This window comes from Pseudomonas sp. FSL R10-0399, assembly GCF_009600165.1.
Lineage (GTDB): Bacteria > Pseudomonadota > Gammaproteobacteria > Pseudomonadales > Pseudomonadaceae > Aquipseudomonas > Aquipseudomonas helleri.
Window position 1 is genome coordinate 1 of record NZ_WIWK01000125.1, and the last position, 16,758, is coordinate 16,758.

A 16,758-nucleotide genomic window follows, 5' to 3' on the forward strand; every position below is an offset into this window, starting at 1 on the left:
CAAGAAGCCGTGGTGATGCGGCATGATGCTCCCGCTTCAATTCAATAACCGTGTTGCACTCAGATCCTGCAACCGCCCTTTCTTTTGCAATAAGCGGTTTGAACTCACGCATGGCCGCCGAAGAAAATGAAGCTGTCGCCATCGGTAATGCATTCCAGCGCACGACGTTGCTCACAGAGTCTCAACAAGAAACCGCAGAGAAGTTGCTGGAGGAATACCTGGCCCTGCGGATTGCATTTTATGCCACCGATGATGACGCCAAACGCGCGGATATCCGCATGGAATCCATCAAAAAACAAGCCTATATGTGGTTTCAAATCAGCAAGCTCGCGAAGGTTAACCCCAACCCGGTCATTGTGACCGTGCTAAATGCAAGCAGTGAGTTGTATGTGGCCCAACAAAAAACCATGTCCAGCTGGCGGCATCAGATACCGGTCGTTGCATGGGCACTGCTTGTGTTAAGTGCGGTCTGTTCCAACTTTTTGATTGGCTACAATGCGCGGGGCAAGTCCGGGAGCAATGTGTTGGTGTGCATCATGCCGATTTTTACAGCGCTGGCACTGTTTATGATTGCGGAGATCGATGTGCCGGGCAAAGGTCTGATACGCGTGGCCCCCGATAACTTGAACGCCTTGATCTTGACCCTCGAACAAGGAGGGCTGACGTTCTAGTGGGCTGAAGTTGCCTGAGCGTGTCAGCGAGTCGCCCCCTCGAATCGCTGACCGATTGGCAGCCAGCCTCATTACCGGGTAACGTTACGCCTCCAGTCCTTAACGATTTACGCCATGTCCTCGCTCAAGTTGCATCGCCTCACCATCCTCGGTTTGATCTTTTTCATTCTCGGCCTGCTCGGCGTCCTTTTCGCCCTGTACAGCATCTATACCGGGCCAAAGCCTACAGAGCCTGCCCTCATGCGCAGTCTGGTGCTGGCCGGGTGCATGCAGTTGACCGGCTGGGTGCTGCTCAACCGCAATCGCTGGCGCATGATGTTCGGCAAATCGCGTAAGTAGTCGTTAGCCTGGCACCCTGTGGGAGCGGGCTTGCTCGCGATTGCACCGACCAGTTGTTACAGGCACACCGAGTTGCCTGTATCGCGAGCAAGCCCGCTCCCACAAGGTGGAATTCTATATACCGCGCTAAAACAGCAACTCAACCCAGCACAAGGCGGCCTTCAAGCATCTCTTTGAGCACCACCGCCTCATTGTGTGATTGATCCTTGGCCGCATAGATCAGCGTGATGTCGCCTTGCTGCGCCTGTTGTTGGAGTTGCGACAGCGCGGGGTTGTTCTTAAGTTCTTCGCAGTAACGCTTTTTGAACTCGGGCCATTTTTCAGGCGCGTGTCCGAACCATTGGCGAAGTTCTGTACTGGGCGCGACCTCCTTGAGCCACAGATCAATCCTGGCTTTCGCCTTGGCCACGCCCCGTGGCCAAAGCCGGTCGACCAGAATGCGCTGGCCATCCGTGTCACTCGGCTGTTCATAAGCCCGCTTCAACATAATGCTCATGGCGTCCTCCCTGTTCACGCGATAAGACACACAGCGTAGCAGGGCAGGGTGCGCACGCCGTTTTCAGGCCGATTGCTGAACGAACCGCTCTATCAGCCATTTCGCGGCAGGCCCGGGTGGGGCGTCTGTGCGGTAGATCACGTCAAATGTGTAGTCGCCGCGCTCGTATTCAGGAATTTTCAATTTCACCAGCCGGCCGCTGTCCAGGTCTTCCTGGACCATCGGCGTGGGCATGTTGCCCCAGCCGATACCTTCACGTAGCAACATGTGTTTGGCGCCCAGGTCTGCCAACCGCCAGGTGCGATTACTGAGGACGGCGAAGTCCTTGTCCTTGGTCAGGTGCGAGCGATCGGACAGCACCAGTTGCGTGAGTTCGCGCCCGGCGCCCGGTGCGTTAACTTCACCGCAGGCCAATGGGTGATTCGGCGCAGCCACCGGGATCAGCTCGACACTGCCAACTGCAATGCGCTCGATGCCGATGAAGCCCTCATTCATCGGGCCGCTTACGCCGATGATGGCTTCGCGGTTCACCACCAGCTCAGTTACTGCCCCCAGTGCTTCCATATGCAGGTGAAGGGCCACGGTCGGGAACGCTTCACGAAAGGACTTGAGGGCATCCACTACCCGTTCGGCGGGCAGCATCACATCCACGACCAAGTGAACTTCAGCTTCAAGCCCTTGCAGCAGGCCTTTGACCTTGGCGCGTAAGCCATTAATGCCGTTGGTGATGGTTCTGGCCTCTGCCAGCACGGTGCGCCCGGCCTCGGTGAGTTGCGGCTTGCGAGTGGTATGGCGATCAAATAACGACACGCCGAGCTGCGTTTCCAGGTTGGCGATGGAGTAGCTGATCACCGGGGTGGCTCGATGAAGTTTGCGCGCTGCGGCGGCAAAGCTGCCGACTTCCACAACGGTCAGAAACACGCGCAACTGGTCCAGTGTCGGTGTGCCGGGTTCAGACAGCATGCAGGTTTCCTCGAATGTTCGTTGATGGCAGCAGAGTAGCTTGTCTAATAAATCGAATCTAATGATCTAAATTAACCAGCTATTCAGATTAGCGGGGCAGGCGCACCATTTCTTCAACAGAGCGGCTCATACCGAGCCGCATCCAACGGAAGAAATCCCAATGTCTACCTCCCAACCCATCGCCCATTCGGGCAGCGCCCAAGGCACTCAAACCGACACCGCTCAAGCCTCTGCAGCCTTGATTGGCCGCGTGCTACTCAGCATCATTTTCATCCTCTCCGGTATCTCGAAGCTCGCTGCACCGGCGGCGATGATCGGTTACATCGGCTCAGTCGGGTTGCCGCTTCCACAAGTGGCCTTGGTCGTGGCAATCGTTGTTGAAGTCGGTGGTGGCCTGGCGCTGCTCAGTGGTTACCGCGCCCGCGTTGCCGCAGCAGTGCTGGCAGTGTTTAGCCTGGCCACGGCGCTGGCTTTCCATAACCAATTGGCGGACCAAAACCAGTTCATCCACTTCTTTAAAAACGTCGCCATGGCCGGTGGCCTGTTGCAAGTGGTTGCCTTTGGTGTCGGTCGCTTCAGCCTCGACGCTCGCCGCCGCTGATACGCCCTCAACCACTGTGCCTGGGTTCAGATAACTCAAGCGCTCAAGCAGAGCCAAGCTAAAAGGAACTGACATGCTGGAACATCGATTCAAATCTGAACTCAGCGGTGGTGACTTTGGCTGGCTCAATGCGCGCCATCACTTCCGGGTCACGGCCGAGGGCAATCCTGCCCACCGCCCGCTAGGTGCGCTGGTGGTCTGGAATGATGACGTGATCGCCCCCGGCACGGGTTTCCCGATGCATCCCCACCAAAACATGGAGATCATCTCTTGCCTGTTGGAAGGGGCCGTGACGCATCGCGACAGTACCGGCAGTTACGGGCGCACGGTGGCGGGTGATGTGCAGGTCATGAGCGCTGGCAGCGGCATCCGCCACGAAGAGCGCAATGAGGAAAGCATCCCGTTAAGGCTGTTCCAGATCTGGCTGCGACCACGGCAAAACGGCGGGCAACCGCGTTGGGCCTCCCGGCCGTTTCCAAAAGGCGAGCGGGCCGGCCAATGGGCTGTGCTGGCCAGCGGCAAGGCGGACGATCAAGGTGCCTTGCCAATCCGCGCCGATGCCCGCGTGCTCGGCGCCACGCTCAAGGCGGGGCAGCACCTGAATTATTCAATGACCGGGCAGGGCTACCTGGTCCCGACGCTGGGCGCGTTAAAGGTCAACGGTGTTCAGGTGGAAGCAGGGGACGGACTGGCCATCACCGATGAAAGCCAACTGCTGGTCGAGGCCATCGACGATACCGAAGTGATCATGGTTGAGGTGTTTTGACGATAAAGACGATCACCATGACCGGCGGCTCGCGCATAAACCCTGTAGTCGCTGCCAAGGCACGAAGGCTGCGATGAGTGCTTTCACATCCCATCGCAGCCTCATACATCGTCAGCGCTTAAAAGCCGGGCCTTTAATCAAACGCTGCCCACCAGTTTCGATTCGTTCATTCGGCGCTTGTACGCACTGTCCCGGCTCGCCAGCCAGTAGTACAGCGGCGACGTCACCAGCAGCCCTACGACCCAGGACAAATCCGCTCCGTCGATGTGTGCCGAGATCGGGCCCACGTACAACGGGGTGTTCATAAACGGGATTTGCACCGCAATGCCGATGGCGTAGGCCAGCAATGCCTGCGGGTTGTAGCGGCCATAAATGCCACCGTCGACGCGGAAGATCGAAGCGATGTCGTATTTGCCTTTGTGAATCGCGTAAAAGTCGATCAGGTTGATCGCCGTCCACGGCACCAGGACCACCAACAGCACCAGCACCATGTCGACGAAATGGCCGATAAAGTCTTTCGAGGCGAAGACCGCTGCAATCGCACACGCTGCCAGCACCACGGTAGAGATCAGCGCACGGCTTTTGGCTGTTGGAATCCAGCGATAAGCAAAGGTCTGAATCAAGGTGATAAGCGACAGCACGGCGCCGTACAGGTTAAGGGCGTTGTGGCTGATCACACTGAGAAGAAACAGCACCAGCATCAACGGGCCAATCGCGCCGGTGGCGAGTTTTACGGCGTCCATAGTGTCCATCCCGACCGGCGTAGCGAGCACGGCCACCGCACCAAAGATGAAGGACAGGCTGGAGCCCAGCACCGAGCCCATGTAAGTGGCCCAGAAGGTGGACGCCACCGGTACATCCGCCGGGAGATAGCGCGAGTAGTCAGACACGTACGGGGCAAACGCGATCTGCCACAGGGCCGCCAGCGACACAGTGGCCAGCCAGCCGGAGATATTGAACTCACCGCGGGTCAGAAAGTCGGTGGTCTGGATGTGGGTGAAGATATAACCGAAACCCAGCACGATACCGGCGCCCAGCACCCAGGTGCCGATGCGGTTGAGCACGTGGATAAAGCGGTAGCCGATGATGCCGATGATCCCGGAGCCGATTGCGCCGATCACGATACCGACCGGGACGGGCACCGAATCGACCACGCCATGCAGGGACTTACCGGCAAGCACGATGTTGGAGGCAAAGAAGCCGATGTACATGACGCCGGCGATCACCACCACCAGCAACGCGCCGAGAGAACCGAACTGGGCGCGGCTCTGGATCATTTGCGGGATGCCCATTTGCGGGCCCTGGGCTGAGTGCAGCGCCATCAGCACGCCGCCGAGCAAGTGGCCGACCAGAATGGCGACGATGCCCCACACCAGATTCAGGTGGAACAGTTGCACACCCAGTGCGCCGGTCACAATCGGCAACGGCGCGATATTACCGCCGAACCACAGGGTGAAGAGGTCTCTTACCTTTCCATGGCGATCTTCCGGGGGCACGTAGCCAATCGTGTGCTTTTCGATGAGTGGGGCGGAGGATGTTGCAGTGGTGACCATGATGAACTCCAAGGCAGGAAGAGTACGTGGGCGTACTTCGCAGTGCGCATTCAGGGCAGCGCTTTGTTGTTGGAGTGATCATCTGTAATGGTGGCAAGCAGGTAAATTAGTAAGTTTGTTGCTATAGACCTTAAAAAATATAGCTCATACCTTTTTTTGCTCCGGTATGTTGCATACACCGCCAACGCTGAAAAAAACGGCTTTTTTCTGCACTTGTTTGGGGCGAAACCCCACGTTTATCGAGGTCCAGATGGCTGCCTACAACCTGCGCCAACTCAAATATTTTATTACCACGGCCGAATGCGGGAGCGTCGCAGAGGCGTCACGCAAGCTTTATATCGCCCAGCCTTCGGTGTCTACCGCCATCAAGCAGTTGGAAGACAGCTTTGGCGTGCAACTGTTTATTCGTCACCACGCCCAGGGCGTTTCGCTGACACCCAGCGGCGCGCGTTTTTATCGCAAGGCGCAGGAATTGCTGCGCGTGGCCCATGAATTTGAGCAAAACGCCTTGGCGGACAATGATGTGGTGTCGGGCCAGATCGACATCGGCTGCTTCGAGACCGTCGCGCCGCTGTACTTGCCGCGCCTGATTGCAGGGTTCAAAAAGCGCTGGCCGGGAGTGGAAATACGCATTCGCGACGGCGAACAGCAAGAGCTGGTGCAGGCGCTGACGGCGGGCAGCATCGACATGGCCATGCTCTTCGAACACGACCTGGGCGGCAGTATCGAAACCACGCCATTGATGCCGCCGCAGCAGCCGTACGCGCTGTTACCGGCGGACCACCGCTTTGCGCAGCAGGCCAAAGTGTCGTTGGCCGACCTGGTGCTGGAACCGATGATTTTGCTCGACGTGCTGCCGAGCCGGACCTACTTCGTGAGCATCTTCGAAGAGCGCGGATTAACCCCGAACATTGTCTTCAGCTCGCCGTCGATCGAGATGGTGCGGGGCATGGTCGGTCGGGGGTTCGGGTTTTCGATTCTGGTCACCAAACCCTTCACCGAATACACCTACGACGGGCAGAAACTGGTGTGCATCCCCTTGGCCGAAACCGTCACCGGCTCCGGGCTTTCAGCCGTGTGGCTGCGCCGGGCGCCGCTGACCAAGCCGGTGCAATTGTTTGTCGATTATTGCCGCGAAGAACTGGCCAGAGTCCTCAGCTAACCCCGCGACCCTGTAGGAGCGAGCTTGCTCGCGATCTTTTGATCTTTAAAAAGATCGCGAGGCAAGCTCGCTCCTACAAGGGCAAAACTTAAACCCGAATAGAATCCAGCATCCGCAGCAGCATCGCATCACACCCGGCCAGTTGCGCCACGCTCACAAACTCATCGGGCTTGTGCCCTTGGTCCATGCTGCCCGGGCCGCAGACAACCGTGGGGATGCCCACGGCATCGAACAACCCGCCTTCAGTGCCAAACGCCACCGTACCGAATTCCCGAGACCCGGAAAACGCCGCAATCAACTCGGCCGCCTGGCTGCGCTCATCGGTGACCAGTCCCGGATACGCTGACAATTCGGTAAAACGGATCGCACTCTGCGCGCTTACCGCCTTCATGCGTGGCAGGACCTGTTGCATCGCATAGGTTTGCAATGCCTCGGCCACTTCACCCGGGTCCTGTGACGGCAAGGCGCGAATCTCAAAATCAAAGCGGCAATCGGCGGGCACGATATTCAGCGCCTTGCCCCCGGCAATCACCCCGGTCTGTACAGTGCTGTAGGGCGGGTCAAAGCGTGGGTCCTGGTGTTCGCGCAACTGGCGGCCAAGACGGCCCAGCTCGCCAATCAACTCGGCGGCATGCTCGATGGCATTCACGCCATAGGGGGCATAAGCCGAATGGCAGGCTTCGCCATGCACATCGCAACGCATCGCCAACTTGCCTTTATGCCCGAGCACCGGCTTGAGTTCCGTCGGCTCGCCAATAATGCACAGCATCGGCTTGACCGGGCGCTGCTCCAGCACGCTGAGCAACGAGCGCACGCCCAGGCAACCGACTTCTTCGTCATACGACAGGGCAATGTGCACAGGTATGCGCAACGGCGTCTGCACCAGCGTCGGTACCAGCGCCAACACGCAGGCGATATAACCCTTCATGTCTGCCGTGCCCCGGCCAAACAGCTTGCCGTCGTGTTCGGTCAGCTCGAACGGCGGCGTTGTCCAGGGCTGGCCATCCACCGGTACCACGTCGGTATGCCCCGACAACACAATGCCGGGGACCTCGCTCGGGCCAATGCTGGCAAACAGATTGGCCTTGCTGCGTTCGTCGTTGTAAACCAGCTCGCAGCTCACGCCAAAACCTGCCAGGTAATCGCGTACAAACTCGATCAAATGCAGGTTGGACTCGCGGCTTGTGGTGTCAAACCCCACCAGCGTGTGCAGCAGTTTGCGGCTGTTGCTCATCGATCATCTCCCGCCACGCCGTAACCAGGGGAACGGTCAGGCGCGAGGGCGCGGTCGATGTAATCCTGGACCTGTGGGCGGTAGGCGTCCCAGAGTTTTTGCAGCTCACCGATGGGATTTTCATCGGCCCAATCCACCCGCAGGTTGATGATCGGCCAGGTCAATTCGCCCACCACCACCAACGCGGCTGAATGCACCGGGCCCGCTTCACCGCCGGCAGCAATGGCCGCATGCATTGCGGCTAGCAGGCGATCGGCCAACTGGCCTTCACCTTGCTCAAACGCCTGAACCATTGCGGCAATCACTGCGTGGTCAGCGAGCATATTGCCCGCCGCCACACACTGTTCGCCCGACAGCGCATTGTGCGTGCCCAGGGTTTCGCTGCCACTGAAGTGCACGGAGCGGCCCTGATGATCAATCGCCGTCAGTTGCCGGTACTGGCTGTAGCCGTTGCGGGTCAGCGCCGTGTCGATGGCCGCGCCGGGCGCGAGGCCTTGCTCCAGCAGGTCGAGCACATCCGGGCCCAATGCCGGCAGCGTGATGTTTTGGGTCGACACCGCCCCCACACCAGGGCGCAGCCATGGGCAACGGGCGCCCACGGCAATGCTCGATGAGCTGATGGCGATGCCCAACTGGCCGGTTTCTGCGCAACGGGCGACGATTGAAAAGGTCATGGCGAGCCTCCTTACTCCGGGATTACAGCGATCACGTCAATTTCCATCAGCCACTGCGGCTGACCCAGTGCCGACACCACCAGCCCGGTGGAAATCGGGAACACGCCCTTGAGCCATTTACCGACTTCCTGATACACCGGTTCGCGGTAGCGCGGGTCGATCAGGTAGGTGGTGGTTTTAACGATGTGGCTCAGGTCGCTACCGGCTTCTTCAAGCAGTTGCTTGACGTTGCGCATGGCTTGCTCGGCTTGGGCACGCGGGTCGCCGAGGCCGATCAGGTTACCCTCGAAATCAGTGCCCACCTGGCCACGGACATACACCGTGTTACCGGCACGCACGGCCTGGCACAGGTCGTTGTCCAGGCTCTGGTTCGGGTAGGTTTCTTTGGTGTTGAACATGCGGATGCGAGTGTGAGTAGGCATCAAAAAAACTCCAGAAATAGTTAATCAGGCGCTGACAGGCGATTGCCGAACAACCGGTGCGGCGTCGCGGTATTCAAGGTATTGGCGCTGGATGCTGATGTGGTCGGCCACGTATTTGGCGTCGTGCCACACGCCCCAGATAAACGACGAGCCACGGCGTGACTGCCATGGCAATCCGAGGAAGTAGATCCCCGATTCACTCGACACACCGCGCTGGTGCTGCGGCTTGCCGGCGGCGTCAAAGGCATCGACTTGCAGCCAGCTGTAGTCCACGGCAAAGCCGGTGGCCCAGATAATCGAAGTGATCCCGGCAACCGCCAGGTCCAATTGCAGAATCGGGTTTTTCACGCAGTCGGCGTCCGGGAACACCTGGCGGGCTTGTGGCTCCAGCGGTAAATCGAGGCCATTGCGCTCGATGTAGGCGTCTGCCGCATCCAGCAGCGCCAGGTAGTTTTCATCGCCGCGCTTGAGGTTTTCCAGCAGGTTGGGCTGGAAGCTGGCGACGCCGTTGTTGAACGCCTGGGTCAGCCCCACCAGGATCATGCCTTGCTGGGCCAGCTCACGAAAATCGATGGTCTTGCCACCGTGGGCACCGCTGACGGCAATCGTTACGTGCTCGCGCCCCGGCTTCATCGCCGCCTGATCCCATTCACCCAGCACCCCCAGCCACCAGCAGAAATCACGGTTACGGTAGGCGCGGGGAGGGCGGTCGTGGGCACCCACCGACAAATACACTTGGCGCCCGGAGCGTTGCAGTTCATCAGCAATCTGCACCCCGGACGAACCGGCGCCCACCACCAGCACAGCGCCCGCAGGCAGTTGCGCCGGGTTGCGGTAATCCGCCGAGTGGATTTGATGCAGCGCAGTGTCTTGCGGGGCAATGGCCGGGATCACCGGCTTCTGGAACGGGCCGGTGGCTGCAACCACACGCTTGGCGTCGATCACGCCTTCGCTGGTGTGCACGGTAAAGCCCGGACGGCCAACATTACGCACCACCGAGAGCACATCGACACCGGTGCGGATCGGCGCATTGAACTTGCGTGCATAGGCTTCAAAGTAATCGGCGACGCGTTCTTTGGGGGCGAAGCCATCGGCGGCCACGTCATCGAATTCCAGGCCGGGGAAACGGTCATGCCAGGCCGGGCCGTTGGCGACCAGCGAATCCCAGCGACCGGTGCGCCAGCGTTCAGCGATACGACTGCGTTCCAGCACCAGATGAGGAACACCTTGCTTGCTCAGGTGCTCACTCATGGCCACACCCGCCTGGCCAGCCCCCACTACCAAGGTGTCTATTGTTGTTGTCGCTAGCGTCATGTCTCTGTCCTTGCGTAATGCAGTTGGATTCAGTTCGTGCATGACTTCAAGGCTAGGGGGAGGGCTGTTTTAAATAAAATATTATTAAGCTGGGATGTGAGCATAAATATCAGATACAGAGGCCCAATCCCCCCCGTAGGAGCTGTCGAGGAACGAAGGCTGCGATCTTGTAATGGCAGGGTCAAAAGATCGCGAGGCAAGCTCGCTCCTACACAAGCAGTGGTAATTTCTTATGCCTTTAAGCTATTTAAAAAGCTTTTTTTAGTCTTGGATGGCCCATCTAAACGCCCTCTATAGTGTCGGCCTTTCCCCCCATCCACCAAGATTGCAGGTCGCTTCATGCCGTCACGTTTTCTGTTCGCTGCACTGTTTCTGGCGCTTGCCGGTTGTGCCAGTGCACCGCCCGCTGCTGTACACACCAAAGACCCGGCCAGTTCATCACTGCACGGCGACCCGACGCGACCCGCCCAGGCGCAATGGCTGCGCACGGAGCTGTATTTCTCATTGGGGACGCTGGGCGGCAGCGGCGCTGATGTCATCAGCCCGCAGCGCTGGACAGAGTTTTTGGACAAGGAGGTCACGCCACGCTTTCCGGACGGCTTCAGCGTGCTTGAAGCCTACGGCCAATGGCGCGACCACGGTGCGCCCGAGCCGGAGCGGCTGAGCACCAAGGTGATCGTCATCCTGCACGAAGGCACCGCGCAGCATGAGCAGGACATCGAAGCCATTCGCCTGGCCTGGAAGCGCATCACCGGTGATCTGTCTGTGCTGCGCCTGTCACAACCGGCGCAGGTGTCGTTTTAGTGTGAGAGTTGCCGATTGTCGTCCAGACGTTCGGCTGTCCAGTCCGGGTCGCTTGCCCGGACCGGATTGACCACTTGCAGCACGGCATAGCCGAAGCGCTCCTGAAACAACCGGCCGATGGTGGCCAGCGCTTCGCGGTTGGCGCTGTTGTCGGCATGGATCAGGATCATGATGCGCGACGGCAGCTTTTCCGGCTTGCCGGACGGCCCGCGCCATTGCCCGTTGACCTTGTACCAGCTCAGGCCATCCGGGAAGCGTGGCGTCACCTCGGCAGACAAAAACTCATCCCACGCCTGCGGGTCTACGGCGGCAAAGTACAGCTCACTGCGCACCATGGCGCGGCCATCAAGGTCGCTCGCCAGCGGTTTTTTGTCTCGCGCGACGCCCACGGCGACCACGGCGGCAACCACCAGCAGCAGCGCAAACACGCCCCATTTCTTCATAACAGCTCCTCAGTCGATGACGGCTTGATGCTGGTGTTGCCCAGCAACGCCAGCAAAATCGCGCCCAGCACCAGTACCGCAATTCCCAGCAGTGCGCCGTAACCGACGAACACCACGCTGGAATACAGCATGTACAGGCATAACGAGAAAAACAGCAGCGGCAGCACCGGGTATAAAGGCACTTTGACCGGTCTTGGCGCATCGGGAAACTTGTGTCGCAAGATCAACAGGGCCAGGGTGCTCAGGCTCAAAAACAGCCAGTACACCGGGGTCAGGTATTCCACCATGGTGTTGAAGCCGCTTTGCGAAAAACTGCCAAACAGCACCAACAACAGCGACACGGCGCCAATAGCCAGCAACGCCCGACGTGGCACCCCATGGCGTTTGTCCCACACCGCGAGGCCGCTCAGTTGCGGCACTTGCCTCGCCGCCGCAAAGGTGGTGCGGGCACCCACCAGCAGGGTTGAGTTAATGCTGGCAATCGCTGAAATACCCACCACCAGCAGAATCAGGCCGACACCGGGGGCACCAAATGCCCGGTTCAGCAGTTCGACACCCGGCGCCTCGCTGGCCGCCAGCCCCTCATAGCCCAGGCCCTGAATAAAGGCCCAGTTCAAGGCCAGATAAATAGCCAGCAGCAGGCTCAGCGCGCCGAGCATGGCGATGAACATGCCACGCCGCCCATCACGCACCTCAGCCGACAACGTGGCCGCATCGCTCCAGCCACCAAAGGCCAGAAAAACAAAAATCATCGCCGCAGAAAAACCGGCAAAGCCGGTTTGCTCAGGCACCGCCAGCACTTTCGGCACCTCGGGTACAAAGTCCTGCCAGGCCAACCAGCCACCTGCTGCCGCAATGCTCAGAAACCCCAGGGCGAGCAACACCACCAAGGCTGTCTGGGTCAGAAAGCCGATCTCACGGCCGAGCAGATTCAACAGCACCAGGGCGATGATCACCCCGGCGGCAAACAGCCCGGAACCATAAGGCCCGAGCGGCAGAACCGCGTTGACGTAATCGGCAAACATAAAGGCTGAAAGCGCGATCCAGCCGGTGTGCATCACCGAAAAACGCGACCAGGCAAACAGCATCCCCACGCGCTCGCCATAGGCCAGACGCAAAAAATGGTAGTCACCGCCGGGGTGCGGAAACGCCGTGGCCATCTCTGCAAAGCACAAGGCGCCGGCCATCGACAGCAGCCCGCCGACAATCCACACCCAATAAAAATGGTCGCTGCCCACATTGAGCGCGACCGTGGGTGCGGTTTTCAAAATATCGGTGGTAATCACCATGCCGAGGGTGACCAGCAATGCCTGGAAAACCGGCAAATGGCGCTGAACACCGGCAATGGCAGATAGGTCTTCGCTCATAAAAGTGTTCCCCAAAAACCCGAATCCCCCTGTAGGAGCGAGCTCGTCTCGCGATCTTTTGATGTCTTAAAAGATCGCGAGGCAAGCTCGCTCCTACACAGAAGATTTAAAACGCGTAAGTAAGACGGGTGTAGTAGTACGCGCCGTTGGTGCCGATCGGCGACAGCACGTCATACGGCAAGTTACCCCCGTAGTTAATCTGCGAGTTGGAGCGGTCCGGGTATTTGTCGGTCAGGTTGGTGCCACCCACCGCGATGTCGAACGCCGGGGTGAATTTGTATTGCGCTTCGGCATCCAGTTGCCAGACCGCGCCGTAGGTTTGCGTCGGCCATGAATCGCCAAAATCGAACACGCGGGTGGTTTTGCCCTGGCGTGTCAGGCGGCTCATCAGGCCCCAGTGTTGGCTGGACCAAGTGGTCGACAGCACGATGCGGTCCTTGGGCGCAGCGTCGGTCAAGGTATTGCGCTCCTCGACACCCACCAGCGCATCGCTGCCGATGCCCAGGCCTGATAACTGCGAAGGTGTGCCACGGGTCTTGGTGACTTTGGTGTGGTTGTAGGTGTAGGCGCCGGTTGCCCCCCATACGCCGTCAAACAGCGGCTGATGGTAGTTGAGCACCAGTTCGGCACCGTTGGTGCTGGTGTCGGCGGCGTTGGTGAAGAAGCTCACGTCATGCACGCCCGGCACACCAAAGTTGTCGTTGATGTACTGCTCCAGCGCGTCACTGCCAATCCGTTGAGACAGGGTGATGCGGTCTTTGACGGCGATGTGGAACACGTCCAGCGACGCGTCAAAGCGGTCGTTGAGCTGAGCGGTCAGGCCGAGGCTGAAGTTTTTCGAGGTTTCCGGGTCGAGCTTCTGGGCGCCTAGGGCGCGGGCGATCGGGCTGTTGACCGGCAACGTGCGGATATCGGTCAGCACGCCGTTATCACCGTAGTTGGTGGTGGTGTTCTGGAACCCGACCTGTGCCAGCGACGGCGCGCGGAAGTTGTTCGACACCGCACCGCGCAAGGCCAGTTGCTCAGTCAGGCGGTAGCGCCCGCTGAGCTTGCCGGTGAGTTTGCTGCCCGCGTCGTCGTAATGCTCAAAGCGTGTGGCTACGTCGACAAACAAACGGTCGGTGAGGTCACCGGACAACTCGGCGTACGTACCGAATACATTGCGGTCCAGGTTCACCTCTTCGCTTGGGCGCAGGCCGTTGGCGCCGTCGGCACCGTTGCCAAAGTAAGAGGCCTGGTCACCGGCAAACGTCAGGTAGTTCTCGTAACGGTATTCACCGCCCACGGCCAGCACGAACGAGCGATCGGCAAAGCGCACTTCGCGGCTCAAGTCCAGGTTGGCGGTGGTCTGGCGGAACTCATAGTCGCCGGTGTTAAAGCGGGTTGGCGAATCAGCTCCGAGGCTGGGGTTGAAGGTGCGCTGGGTTGAGCCATCGAAGCGGTTGCGCCCGTGGGTGAGGCTGCTGTCGTAGTCCCAGTCATCATCGAGCATGCCTTTAAAGCCTGCGGTCAAAGACAAGTCCTTGTTGTCGCCAAGGGACTGTGGGAGGTAGCCGTTGGGGTAAAACTCCGGGTGTTCATAGGCTTCGCGGTAAAAATCCGAGCCTGTGGTATGGCGCTCGTTATAGGTGCCGAACGAGTAGGCTTTGCTGTCGCCAACAGGCAGCTCAGAGTTGAACCACACATTCACATCCCGAGCCAGACCATCGCCCATGGCGAAGTTGCGTTGCCCCGGTGTGTCAGCGAAACCGTCATAACCGGCGCGGTTGGTCGGGTTGCGGTCCTTATACTCGGTGCCCACGCGGATAAACCCGCCGTCTTCACCCAGGCGGGTGCCGATCTTGGCAGAGGTCTGGCTGCTCTGGCCGTCTGTGATGCGCTTGCCGATGGCGTTTTCACGGGTGTGATACGCGCCATACGTGGTGGACACTTCACCGCCTTCCGGGGCGTCATCGAGAATGATGTTGATCACCCCGGCAATCGCGTCGGAACCGTATTGGGCGCCCGCGCCATCGCGCAGCACTTCAATGCGTTTGATGGCGCTGATCGGGATTGAGTTGAAGTCCACCGGCGCCGTACCACGGCCGATCTTCGACGAGTCGTTAACCACCGCCGAAGTGTGCCGACGCTTGCCGTTGACCAGCACCAGCACCTGATCCGGGCTCATGCCACGCAATTGCGCGGCCCGCACGTGGTCAGCGCCGCCGGAGTTGGACTGGCGCGGAAAGTTGAACGAGGGCAGCAAGGTCTGTAGCGCCTGGCCCAGCTCGCCGCTGTTGGCACCGGCCGATTTGAGGTCAGCAGCGGTCAGCACATCCACCGGGACTGGCGAGTCCAGCACGGTGCGGGCCTTACCGCGAGTACCGGTGACCAGCACCGTGTCCAGACGCTCGCTGCTGTCGGCGCCGGGTGCCGGATCGTCGGCGTAGGCGGGCAGCAAAGTAAAGGTTGAGATCACTGCAGCCAGTAAAGAAAGTGAACGGTTATGCATATGCAACTCCTGAACTGCAGCTAATACTCGCCCGTTGCCGAGAACTTGCGTTTTCGGCATTAGCGTCGCGGCAGTACTGCTCTGTCGTTGTTATTGAGTGTTGGTTGAGTGTGAAACGTGTTACTTGGCCAGCGGTATCCAGGACGCCGTGGCAATCCCTGATGTGTCCCCAAACGCAGGTAGTTTCTGAGCCAGATCGCGAACGTTCTTCACATCAAGATCCAGCAACTGCTGACGGGTAATCAGCGTTGGCGGGACCAATACTTTTTGCCCCGGATTCTCGCCGGCAATCAGCATTGCCAGGCTGCGAACACTGATTGCCCCGGCCACTTGCGGGTTGACCGCAGCGGTCGCCACCCAGGCGCTGTCAGGTTCTTTCATGATCTGGATGTCGGCCGTGGAAATGTCGGCGCTGTAGATTTTCACCTTGGAGCTCAGGCCCGCCTCATCAACGGCAATTTTTGCGCCTTTGGCGAACTCGTCAAATGGCGCGAATATCACGCTGATGCCCGGGTTGGCACGCAACACGGCACTGGCCTGGTCGGCGACCGAGTTGGCAATCGGCGGGTTGAGCGTGCCAAAACGGGCCTTCTCGACGATGCCCGGATTAGCCGCCTTGACCTGGGTCCAGATCTCGTTGCGCAACTCCATCGGGGTAAAACCGCTGATGTACACATACCCGGCATCGAACTTCGTGCCGTTGTCTTTGACTGCCTGTTCCAGCGCCAGACGCGCCAGTGCGTGGTGGTCCTGTTCGACCTGGGTCACTTTCGGGTTGTTCAGGTCGACGTCAAAGGTCACCACCTTGATGCCCTTGGCCACGGCTTTGTCGATCGAGTCCTTGAGGGTTTCGGCCAGGCCCAGTTGCACGATGATGCCGTCGACCCCCAGATCAATCGCCTGCTCGATCATCTCGCGCTGACTGGCCGCCTGTTGCCGCGCATCGAAAATCCGCAGCGTCGCACCCAGTGCTTTGGTCTGTTTCTCGACGCCTTGCAGATACGCCTCGGGGAAGTCGCCGGAAAACAGATAACCGACCATGGCAATCTGCACATTGCCTTTGTCGAAGGGCGCGGGGGCGCCCGGCAAGCCGGCTGCCTGCACGCCCAAAGCCGCGCCTGACAGCAGCGCACCGGCCAGAGCATGGCGAATGGCGCTTTTGATGGATGTGTACATAGGTGATCCTTGCAAGTAAGGGCGTCCAGATCAGCGCACGCGCTGTCCGACACCAAAGGTGAAAATCAGCGCCAGCACCAACACCAGTCCTTTGACGAAATCCTGGGCGTAATAGGGTGCGTTGAGCATCGTCAATCCATTGAGCAAGGTGGCCACCAGTAACGCGCCTATCAACGTGCCAAACGCGTTGGGTTTCTTCGCGCCCAGCACGGCAAAACCAATCAGCGCCGCGCCCAGTGCATCCAGCACCAGCCCGTTGCCGGAGCTGACATCGCCGCGCCC

The 16,758-nt window shown here is 59.5% G+C and carries 17 protein-coding genes and 1 pseudogene; 6 read left to right on the plus strand and 12 right to left on the minus strand.

Annotated elements, in window-relative coordinates; genetic code table 11:
• Window positions 1-110 precede the first annotated feature (110 nt).
• Complete coding sequence (locus GHO41_RS24925) at window positions 111-671, plus strand: hypothetical protein (RefSeq protein ID WP_178126575.1); 561 nt, start codon at window positions 111-113, stop codon at window positions 669-671.
• Between the two features lie 114 nt (window positions 672-785).
• Entirely contained in the window at window positions 786-1,010 is a 225-nt protein-coding gene (locus GHO41_RS24930) for a hypothetical protein (protein ID WP_048369307.1), read from the plus strand.
• Window positions 1,011-1,149: 139 nt separating this feature from the next.
• Here the strand turns inward: GHO41_RS24930 and GHO41_RS24935 are convergent, their stop codons facing one another.
• Entirely contained in the window at window positions 1,150-1,506 is a 357-nt protein-coding gene (locus tag GHO41_RS24935) for a DUF488 domain-containing protein (RefSeq protein ID WP_048369306.1), read from the minus strand.
• Between the two features lie 63 nt (window positions 1,507-1,569).
• A complete protein-coding gene (locus GHO41_RS24940; RefSeq protein WP_153434918.1) occupies window positions 1,570-2,469 on the minus strand; it encodes a LysR family transcriptional regulator in 900 nt (299 codons plus the stop codon).
• 160 nt (window positions 2,470-2,629) lie between these two features.
• Here GHO41_RS24940 and GHO41_RS24945 point away from each other — a divergent pair, with 160 nt between their 5' ends.
• Together GHO41_RS24945 and GHO41_RS24950 are read left to right on the plus strand one after the other, a co-directional pair.
• The gene (locus GHO41_RS24945) at window positions 2,630-3,070 is read left to right on the plus strand and encodes a DoxX family protein (RefSeq protein WP_048369304.1); all 441 of its coding nucleotides are present in this window, start codon (window positions 2,630-2,632) and stop codon (window positions 3,068-3,070) included.
• A gap of 73 nt (window positions 3,071-3,143) precedes the next feature.
• Complete coding sequence (locus tag GHO41_RS24950) at window positions 3,144-3,836, plus strand: pirin family protein (protein WP_153434919.1); 693 nt, start codon at window positions 3,144-3,146, stop codon at window positions 3,834-3,836.
• A 137-nt stretch (window positions 3,837-3,973) separates the two neighbouring features.
• On the opposite strand, the gene GHO41_RS24955 is transcribed toward GHO41_RS24950, so the two are convergent.
• Window positions 3,974-5,389, minus strand: coding sequence for a cytosine permease (locus tag GHO41_RS24955; protein WP_047294695.1), 1,416 nt, complete (start codon window positions 5,387-5,389; stop codon window positions 3,974-3,976).
• Between the two features lie 250 nt (window positions 5,390-5,639).
• Between GHO41_RS24955 and GHO41_RS24960 the strand changes: the two genes are divergently transcribed.
• The gene (locus GHO41_RS24960) at window positions 5,640-6,551 is read left to right on the plus strand and encodes a LysR family transcriptional regulator (RefSeq protein ID WP_047294692.1); all 912 of its coding nucleotides are present in this window, start codon (window positions 5,640-5,642) and stop codon (window positions 6,549-6,551) included.
• 88 nt (window positions 6,552-6,639) lie between these two features.
• Here GHO41_RS24960 and argE read toward each other — a convergent pair whose 3' ends face one another.
• Genes argE through GHO41_RS24980 form a run of 4 tightly spaced genes read right to left on the minus strand, consistent with a single transcriptional unit; the run spans window position 6,640 to window position 10,237 of the window.
• Entirely contained in the window at window positions 6,640-7,785 is a 1,146-nt protein-coding gene (gene argE, locus GHO41_RS24965) for an acetylornithine deacetylase (protein ID WP_153434920.1), read from the minus strand.
• Window positions 7,782-8,459, minus strand: coding sequence for a DUF1028 domain-containing protein (locus GHO41_RS24970; RefSeq protein ID WP_048369301.1), 678 nt, complete (start codon window positions 8,457-8,459; stop codon window positions 7,782-7,784). Before GHO41_RS24970 ends, argE begins: the two co-directional genes overlap by 4 nt.
• 11 nt (window positions 8,460-8,470) lie before the next feature.
• The gene (locus GHO41_RS24975) at window positions 8,471-8,881 is read right to left on the minus strand and encodes a RidA family protein (protein ID WP_047293191.1); all 411 of its coding nucleotides are present in this window, start codon (window positions 8,879-8,881) and stop codon (window positions 8,471-8,473) included.
• A gap of 24 nt (window positions 8,882-8,905) precedes the next feature.
• On the minus strand, window positions 8,906-10,237 hold the full coding sequence (locus GHO41_RS24980; RefSeq protein ID WP_162207686.1) for an NAD(P)/FAD-dependent oxidoreductase: 1,332 nt from the start codon (window positions 10,235-10,237) through the stop codon (window positions 8,906-8,908).
• 297 nt (window positions 10,238-10,534) lie between these two features.
• On the opposite strand from GHO41_RS24980, the gene GHO41_RS24985 reads away from it, so the two are divergent.
• Window positions 10,535-10,999, plus strand: coding sequence for a DUF3574 domain-containing protein (locus tag GHO41_RS24985; RefSeq protein WP_153328637.1), 465 nt, complete (start codon window positions 10,535-10,537; stop codon window positions 10,997-10,999).
• Here GHO41_RS24985 and GHO41_RS24990 read toward each other — a convergent pair.
• The 5 genes and pseudogenes from GHO41_RS24990 to GHO41_RS25010 all read right to left on the minus strand — a co-directional run.
• The gene (locus GHO41_RS24990) at window positions 10,996-11,442 is read right to left on the minus strand and encodes a DUF3574 domain-containing protein (RefSeq protein WP_153434921.1); all 447 of its coding nucleotides are present in this window, start codon (window positions 11,440-11,442) and stop codon (window positions 10,996-10,998) included. The genes GHO41_RS24985 and GHO41_RS24990 overlap by 4 nt on opposite strands.
• Entirely contained in the window at window positions 11,439-12,809 is a 1,371-nt protein-coding gene (locus GHO41_RS24995) for an APC family permease (RefSeq protein WP_153434922.1), read from the minus strand. The genes GHO41_RS24990 and GHO41_RS24995 overlap by 4 nt, the downstream gene beginning before the upstream one ends.
• A gap of 106 nt (window positions 12,810-12,915) precedes the next feature.
• The gene (locus tag GHO41_RS25000; protein ID WP_153434923.1) at window positions 12,916-15,300 is read right to left on the minus strand and encodes a TonB-dependent siderophore receptor; all 2,385 of its coding nucleotides are present in this window, start codon (window positions 15,298-15,300) and stop codon (window positions 12,916-12,918) included.
• 120 nt (window positions 15,301-15,420) lie between these two features.
• Window positions 15,421-16,476 carry a substrate-binding domain-containing protein gene (locus GHO41_RS25005; RefSeq protein WP_048369296.1) on the minus strand — a complete coding sequence of 352 codons (1,056 nt, stop codon included), beginning with the start codon at window positions 16,474-16,476 and terminating at the stop codon, window positions 15,421-15,423.
• A gap of 30 nt (window positions 16,477-16,506) precedes the next feature.
• Window positions 16,507-16,758, minus strand: a pseudogene (locus GHO41_RS25010) (ABC transporter permease); the annotation flags it as partial.